Origin of the sequence: Halolamina salina (genome assembly GCF_042678005.1) — an archaeon.
Taxonomy (GTDB): Archaea; Halobacteriota; Halobacteria; order Halobacteriales; family Haloferacaceae; genus Halolamina; species Halolamina salina.
Genome location: NZ_JBHUDH010000077.1, coordinates 887 through 7,336, shown reverse-complemented (window position 1 = coordinate 7,336; position 6,450 = coordinate 887). Strand labels below are relative to the sequence as shown.

10 protein-coding genes are annotated in these 6,450 nt (G+C 68.7%); 3 read left to right on the top strand and 7 right to left on the bottom strand.

The window, feature by feature from the left end; genetic code table 11:
* The coding region (locus ACFR9S_RS08015; protein ID WP_379818390.1) for an undecaprenyl diphosphate synthase family protein at positions 1–389 on the top strand (389 nt) is incomplete at its 5' end.
* On the opposite strand, the gene uppS is transcribed toward ACFR9S_RS08015, so the two are convergent.
* Positions 390–1,319, bottom strand: a complete 930-nt coding sequence (uppS, locus tag ACFR9S_RS08010) for a polyprenyl diphosphate synthase (RefSeq protein ID WP_379731683.1) — start codon at positions 1,317–1,319, stop codon at positions 390–392.
* 286 nt (positions 1,320–1,605) lie between these two features.
* Here uppS and ACFR9S_RS08005 point away from each other — a divergent pair, with 286 nt between their 5' ends.
* Complete coding sequence (locus ACFR9S_RS08005) at positions 1,606–1,941, top strand: FUN14 domain-containing protein (RefSeq protein ID WP_379731682.1); 336 nt, start codon at positions 1,606–1,608, stop codon at positions 1,939–1,941.
* Between the two features lie 24 nt (positions 1,942–1,965).
* Here ACFR9S_RS08005 and ACFR9S_RS08000 read toward each other — a convergent pair whose 3' ends face one another.
* Both ACFR9S_RS08000 and ACFR9S_RS07995 read right to left on the bottom strand, forming a co-directional pair.
* Positions 1,966–2,691, bottom strand: a complete 726-nt coding sequence (locus tag ACFR9S_RS08000) for a ribosome assembly factor SBDS (RefSeq protein ID WP_379731681.1) — start codon at positions 2,689–2,691, stop codon at positions 1,966–1,968.
* A 44-nt stretch (positions 2,692–2,735) separates the two neighbouring features.
* Positions 2,736–3,482 (bottom strand): DUF2797 domain-containing protein, encoded by a 747-nt coding sequence (locus ACFR9S_RS07995; protein WP_379731680.1) that lies wholly within the window; start codon positions 3,480–3,482, stop codon positions 2,736–2,738.
* Between the two features lie 155 nt (positions 3,483–3,637).
* Here ACFR9S_RS07995 and ACFR9S_RS07990 point away from each other — a divergent pair, with 155 nt between their 5' ends.
* On the top strand, positions 3,638–4,819 hold the full coding sequence (locus tag ACFR9S_RS07990; RefSeq protein ID WP_417353590.1) for a S8 family serine peptidase: 1,182 nt from the start codon (positions 3,638–3,640) through the stop codon (positions 4,817–4,819).
* Positions 4,820–4,885: 66 nt separating this feature from the next.
* Here ACFR9S_RS07990 and ACFR9S_RS07985 read toward each other — a convergent pair whose 3' ends face one another.
* From ACFR9S_RS07985 to ACFR9S_RS07970, 4 genes are all read right to left on the bottom strand, one after another.
* Positions 4,886–5,068, bottom strand: a complete 183-nt coding sequence (locus ACFR9S_RS07985) for a TFIIB-type zinc ribbon-containing protein (protein WP_379731679.1) — start codon at positions 5,066–5,068, stop codon at positions 4,886–4,888.
* 73 nt (positions 5,069–5,141) lie between these two features.
* Positions 5,142–5,774 carry a rubrerythrin family protein gene (locus ACFR9S_RS07980; RefSeq protein WP_379818389.1) on the bottom strand — a complete coding sequence of 211 codons (633 nt, stop codon included), beginning with the start codon at positions 5,772–5,774 and terminating at the stop codon, positions 5,142–5,144.
* A gap of 59 nt (positions 5,775–5,833) precedes the next feature.
* On the bottom strand, positions 5,834–6,169 hold the full coding sequence (locus ACFR9S_RS07975; RefSeq protein ID WP_379732624.1) for a 2Fe-2S iron-sulfur cluster-binding protein: 336 nt from the start codon (positions 6,167–6,169) through the stop codon (positions 5,834–5,836).
* A 47-nt stretch (positions 6,170–6,216) separates the two neighbouring features.
* A partial coding sequence (locus ACFR9S_RS07970; protein WP_379818388.1) for a universal stress protein occupies positions 6,217–6,450 on the bottom strand: 234 nt, incomplete at its 5' end.

The window sequence follows — 6,450 nt, the reverse complement described above, 5'->3', positions numbered from 1 at the left end:
AGGAACAGCACCGTCTGGTTCGAGTACGTCAGGATCACGCCGGCCATCCCCGCGCCGAGCGCGCCGACGCCCCGATCCGGATCAACGTCGGCCTCGGCGGCCGCGGGGAGTTCGCCCGCGCAGTCCGGGAGATGGCCGAGGACGTGGCGGCCGGCGACCTCGACCCCGAGGCGGTCGACGAGGAGACGGTGACAGACCACCTCGTGTTCCCGGAGGAGCCGGACCTGCTCATCAAGACCGGCGCCGAGCGGCTCTCCGATTTCCTGATCTGGCAGTCGACGTACTCGGAGCTGTACTTCACGGACGTGAACTGGCGGGACTTCCGGAAGCGGGACTACCTCCGGGCGGTGCGGGAGTTCGAGAACCGCCAGCGTCGGTTCGGGGAGTAATCAGTCCGCGGACTCGGCGGTACTGCCGTCGAGTTCGGCGTCGAGTTCGGGTGCCGCCGTACCGGGGAGCTTCTCGCGCAATCGGCCCGCCACCGTCCGGGCTTCGGCGAGTTCGGTCTCGGCGACCGCGCGCACGATCGCGGCTGCCCGCTCCCGGCGGGTGCGCTGCCACGAGCGCTCGCGGGACTGGTAGGTTCTGATTCCGCGCAGGAAGTCGGTCTTCGAGAACTCCGGCCAGTACGGCGCACAGAAGTACGCCGCGGCCTCGTTGCCGTTGGCGTGCCACGGGAGGAAGTTCGAGGTGCGCTCGTCGCCGCCGGTGCGGATGATCAGGTCCACGTCCCGGACCTCCCGGCCGTAGAGGCGGTCGTCGACGAGGTCGGTGTCGATCGCCGCGGGGTCGAGTTCGCCGGCCTCGACGTCTTCGAGTACGTCCCGGGCGGCCCGGAGGAGTTCGTTTCGACCGCCGTAGGCGAGCGCGACGTTGAGCCGGAACGAGTCGTAGCCGGCGGTGCGGTCCTCGGCGTAGCGGATCGCCTCCCGGACGCGGTCGGGCAGGCGGCCGGTCTCGCCGATGGCGCGGATCGCCACCCCGTTCTCGTGGATGCGGTCGTTGTCGGCGATGGAGGTGAGTTTCTCTTCGAGCAGGTCGTAGAGTTTTTCGCGCTGCTCCGGGGGGCGTTTGAAGTTCTCCGTCGAGAACGCGTAGAGGGTGAGTTCCTTCACTCCGAGGTCCTGACACCACTCCAGCACTTGCTCGGTCGTCCGGGCGCCGGCGTCGTACCCCTCGGTCGCCTCGTCGCCCCGTTCGCGGGCGTAGCGACGGTTCCCGTCCTGAATGATCGCGACGTGGGACGGGCCGCCGTCGCCCTCGCGGCGGAGCAGGCGCTGGTAGGCGCGTGCAACCTGCTCCCGGAGCCACTGCTTCATGGGTGGCTGTGCGCCGTCGGCGAGTATGAGTCTTGTGACGCTATCGCGGCACGCGAGCGTCAGCGGCCTCCGTATCGCTGACTCGGAGCGACTGCCGCGATCGGGTGTGACGTACCGAGACCGCGGCGCGCGACCGACCGTGACCTCCGTGTCACGGTCGAAGAGCGGATGCCGCGGTCGTGGGCGAGCAACAGCACGCGAGCGTCAGCGACCTCCGTGTCGGCGATTCGGAGCGACTGCTGCGGTTCCCACAAACGACTTAACCCGGAGCGACAGAGTACCGTCCATGGATCCCCTCGCGTTACAGATAGACCTCAACTTCCGGCAACTCGGCGTGGAGGCCGGCTCCGGTGCGCTGATCGGTGCCATTATCGGCTTCGCCGCGAAGAAAGTCGCCAAGATCATCGCCGTGCTCGTCGGCATCGAACTGGCGCTGTTCAAGTTCCTCGAGTCCCGCGAGATCATCACCGTCGACTGGGACAAGCTCACCTCCGGGCTGATGGGCGCCAGTCAGGACGCCGCCAGCGGGGCGCCGCCGACGTGGCTCCAGACGATCCTCTCGACGCTGTCGGTCTCCGCGGGCTTCACCGGCGGCTTCTACGTCGGGTGGCGGCGGGCCTAACGGTCGAGAACCGTCGATCGCCGATCAGCGCGTCTTCAGGTCGTCTTTCTCCTTGACGATGCTCGTCTCCGCCTCGCCGCTGGTCTCCTCGTTGACGAGGTCGTAGAAGTCGTTCTGCATCCCGGCGGGGAACGTGACCACGCCGATCCAGGAGCCGTCGGCCTGCCACTCCTCGCGTTCGAGGTCGCCGTACTGGCGGATCTTCGCCTGTGCGCTACCCGCGTAGTCGGCGGGGACGTTCACCGCGACGGTGATCTCGTCGAACCGGATCGGGATCACCGGCCGGAGCGCGTCGAGCGCGTCGTCGACCTGTGACTCCACAGGCTCCATCGGGTCGATCGAGAAGCCGGCCTCCTCCAGCGCCCGCTCGATGCGCTCGGGCGGGTGTGGGGCGTTATCCATCTGGGGGTTGACCGCGTTCCGGGCGATCTTGTTGACCAGCGCGTTGTGCTTCTGCTCCTCCATCTCCTTGCGCTGCTCGGCGGTGATCTGTATCTCCCCGCGCTCGACGACCTCGGGGATGATCTCCAGCGGGTCGGTCGTGCCGAACACCTCCTCCAGATCGGCCTCGGCCGGGCGGTCCCCCCGCGAGGCGTTCTCGAACACGTCCTCCGCGGCGATCACGTCCTCGAGGTCGCCCTCGAACTCGCCGCGCTTGATCTCCAAGGCGGCGTCGGGGTCGATGAGCACTTCGAAGCGCTCGCCGTGTGACTCGAGCCGGGCGGTGACGGCGTCGTCGAGCGGAATCATGCTTCAGGGTTCCACGGCCGGGCCTATAAACCGTCGCCCTCCGGTCAGCCGAACGCTCCCAGACTCGACTGCATCTCGCGCTCGCTCGCCCCCTCGCTGACCTCGTACCCCACCAGTTCGCGCAGGTCGACGGCGTACGTGCTGCCGCCGCGATCGAGCAGCAGGATCCGGCCCTTCACGCCGCGAACCGTCCCGGTGGCCATCGTCTCCGCGACCGGGCGGCCCGCGAGATCGAGGCCGTAGTCGAAGTCGAACGTCTCGATCGGGTCGAACTCCCCGAGCAGGTCCTGCCATGCCTCGTCGTCGACTGAGCGGCCGAGTCCGTCGATCTTCGTGGGCACGCGGACGCGATCCGGGATGCGCTCGGCGATACCGGCCTCGATCCGCCGGGCGGCGCGGCCGTCGTCGACGGTCCGGATGTGGGCCGCGCGGTCGGCGCCCTGCTCCAGTAGCCGGGTTTCGAGGCGCCACTCGCGCGTGACGCCGACCTTGAACGTGTCCGGGGCGAAGGCGGCGAGGTACACCGCGTGGTCCTCGAAGCAGTCCATCTCGTCTTTCAGACACTCGCCGGTACAGCGTGCACAGACCCAGACGTGGCTGTGCTGGTCGCAGTACGGCGCGGCGTCGGCGTCGCAGGCGACGTGTTCGCCGTCGTCGACGACGCCCGCGCAGTGGCGGTCGCCGAGCGTGTAGGCGAGTTCGGCTCCGGGCGTCAGATCGACGTACTCTACCCCGTCGTCGGCGGCCAGCAACAGGCCTCCGTCGCCCGAATCGTAGCCCACGAACTGCACACGCCGGCTTGGGTGTGGGTCCGCATATGGCTGTTCATCGCGGCGTCCACCTATCTATCCTCTCGTTTATCGGATGATTTTCCATCCTATACGAGTTATTTACTCTATAAATTAGCAAAGATTTATCTACTCGCCAGTTTGTGGTACGAGTCGTCATGCCACGAAACGGCTCGACACGTCGTGACGCGCTGAAACTGGTCGGTACCGCCGCCGGGGCGTCGACGCTCTCGGGGGTCGCCGCCGCGAAGGACGACGAGAAGATCGAGGTCAACATCGGCTGGGCGAACGGGCGGGGCCGGTCGAAGGCCAAGGGAGCGCCGGGCGAGGAGGTCCGGGAGTTCGCGTTCGGCGCGATGACCAAGCGGATGCCCGCACAGGCCGCGAAGGGGCTCCGGAACAACCCCAACATCCGCTACGTCGAGGAGAACGGGACGATGGAGGCGCTGGCCCAGTCCACCCCGTGGGGGATCGACCGGACCGACAGCGAGGTGGCGCACACGAACGGCGACACCGGGGACGGCGCCGACATCGCGATCATCGACACCGGGATCGACGACGACCACCCCGACCTCCAAGCGAACGTCGGCGAGGGGAAGGCGTTCGCGACGTGTGGCTCCGGCGGGCCGTTCGGCGGCTGTTACTTCTCGGGCAACTCGAACAGCTGTAACACCGACTGGTCCGACGACAACGACCACGGCACCCACTGCGCCGGCACCGCGAACGCGGTGAACAACGAACAGGGCGTCGTCGGCGTCTCGACCCAGGCGACGCTGCACGCGGTGAAGGTGCTCGACTGCGGCGGCTCGGGAAGCTTCTCCGACATCGCGGCGGGCGTCGAGTACGTCGCCGATCAGGGCTGGGACGTTGCCTCGATGAGCCTCGGCGGCTCCAGCAGTTCGCAGACGCTGAAGGACGCGGTGGCCTACGCGGCGGACGCGGGCGTGTTCCTCGTCGCCGCAGCGGGCAACTCCGGCTCCTGTACCGACTGCGTGGGCTACCCGGCCGCCTACGACGAGGTGATGGCCGTCTCCGCGACCAGCTCCGACGACAGCCTCGCCTCCTTCTCCTCGACGGGACCGGAGGTCGAGATCGCGGCGCCCGGCGAGAACGTCAACTCCACGGTCGCGGGCGGCTACGGCCAGAAGAGCGGCACGTCGATGGCCTGCCCGCACGTCGCCGGCGCCGCCGGCCAGCTCGCCGCCCAGGGCCTCTCCCGGACGGAGATCCGCGACACGCTCAAGAGCACGGCCGAGGACATCGGCCTCGGCAGCAACGAGTCGGGCAGCGGCCTGCTCGACGTGGCGGCCGCGCTGGGCTACGACTCCAGCGACAACTGACGGCGCCCCGCTATCGGTCGAAAACGGAGAGAACGGCCGGTCGAGCGCTCGACCGGCGAGCCGGCCTCACTCGGAGGCGTCCCGGACGTCCATCGAGCGGCAGTCCGGACAGCGGACGCCGATCATGCGCGTCTTCGGCAGGTCGAACTCGGTGCCACACGACGCACACTGGTAGGTGAACACGTCGTCGTCACCGTCGGACCCGCCGGAGATCGCGTCCGAGATTGTGCTCAGGAGTCCTACGCTCATTGCTCTCCCCACGGATTTGTTCGGCGAGCCGCTTCAAAGTTGGGCCGGCCCTGACCGGGTGGAGCCGGCGGGATCACCGCACTGAACTCGGGTCGCCACCCGTCCGTGCCAGCGCGTCGGCGAAGTCGTCGCGGGCGATTTGGATCGTGTACTCCGCGACGCCGTGGGCGTCCGCCCACTCCTCCTCGGAGTCACACAGCGCTTCCAGCAGTTCCAGCCCGCGTTCAGTCCCCGAGTCGGTCTCCTCCCGGAGCGTCCGGAACAGGTCCGCACGCTCGGTATCGCCCTCGTCAGCGAAGAACGAGACCACCTGCCGGTGGGTTCGGTCGGCGACCAGCCCCCGCCCGACCATCCCCGCGGCAGCGCGGACGATTGGCCCCTCGCGCCCGCGGAGATAGCTGTGGAGCGTGCCGCCGTCGCTCGGCTCGTACTCGCCGTCGATCGCGTCGAGGACGCGTTCGCGGTGGCCGGCCTCCCGCTCGGCCACGGCCGCGAACGCTTCGCGGGCCCGGTCGTTCGGTTCGTCGTCGGCCCACTGCGAGAACGTGAGGTGTGCGGCGTGCTCGGAGTCTGCGGCGGCTTCGAGCACCCGCCGGACCGTCGGCTCGCCGTCCGTGAGCGCGGTCAGTAGCGCCGGCGAGTCGAGCCCGTCCAGTTCCGTCCGTTTCGCGTCGGCAACCCGCTCGCGGAACGTCGCGCCGTCCATGGTCGAGCGTCGGTGGGCGGGAGGAAAAGATGTCCCGTCGGTCGGTCGCCCGGAGGAGATCAGTCGTCGTCCGCCGCGGCGTCGGCGGCGTCGGCCTCGGCATCCTCGATGCTCGGCGGGTAGCTCCCGCGGTCGAGTTTGAGGTCGGACTTGGGGCGGGCCATACACGTCAACGCGTAGTTCTCGGCCTCCTCCTCGGTGAGCGCGCGCTGTTCGACGACGGTCTGTTCGACCTCGCCCTCGATGATCTCCGCAGAACAGGCCAGACACATTCCGACGCGACAGGAGTACTCCTGGGCGATCCCCTCCTCCATGCAGACCTGCAGGATCGGCCGGGTCTCGGGAACCTCGATGGTCTCGCCGGTGCCGACGAACTCCACGGTGTGCTCGGTCATCCTCCGAGGCTGGGTGGGGAGCCGAGAAAAGCGTTTCCCGATCCGGCCTACGCCTCGTCCTCGGACTTGTGTCGGATCGTGAGCACGGGCACGTCCGAGGTACGGACGACGCGCTCGGTGACGCTGCCGAGCAGGAACCGCTCGACGCCGCTGCGGCCGTGGGTGCCCATCACGACCAGATCGACGCCCTCGCTGTCGACGTAGTCGAGGATGCGGCGGTACGCGGTGCCGGAGACGACGTGAGTCTCGATGTCGACGCCCGCGGCCTCGGCGGCGTGGAC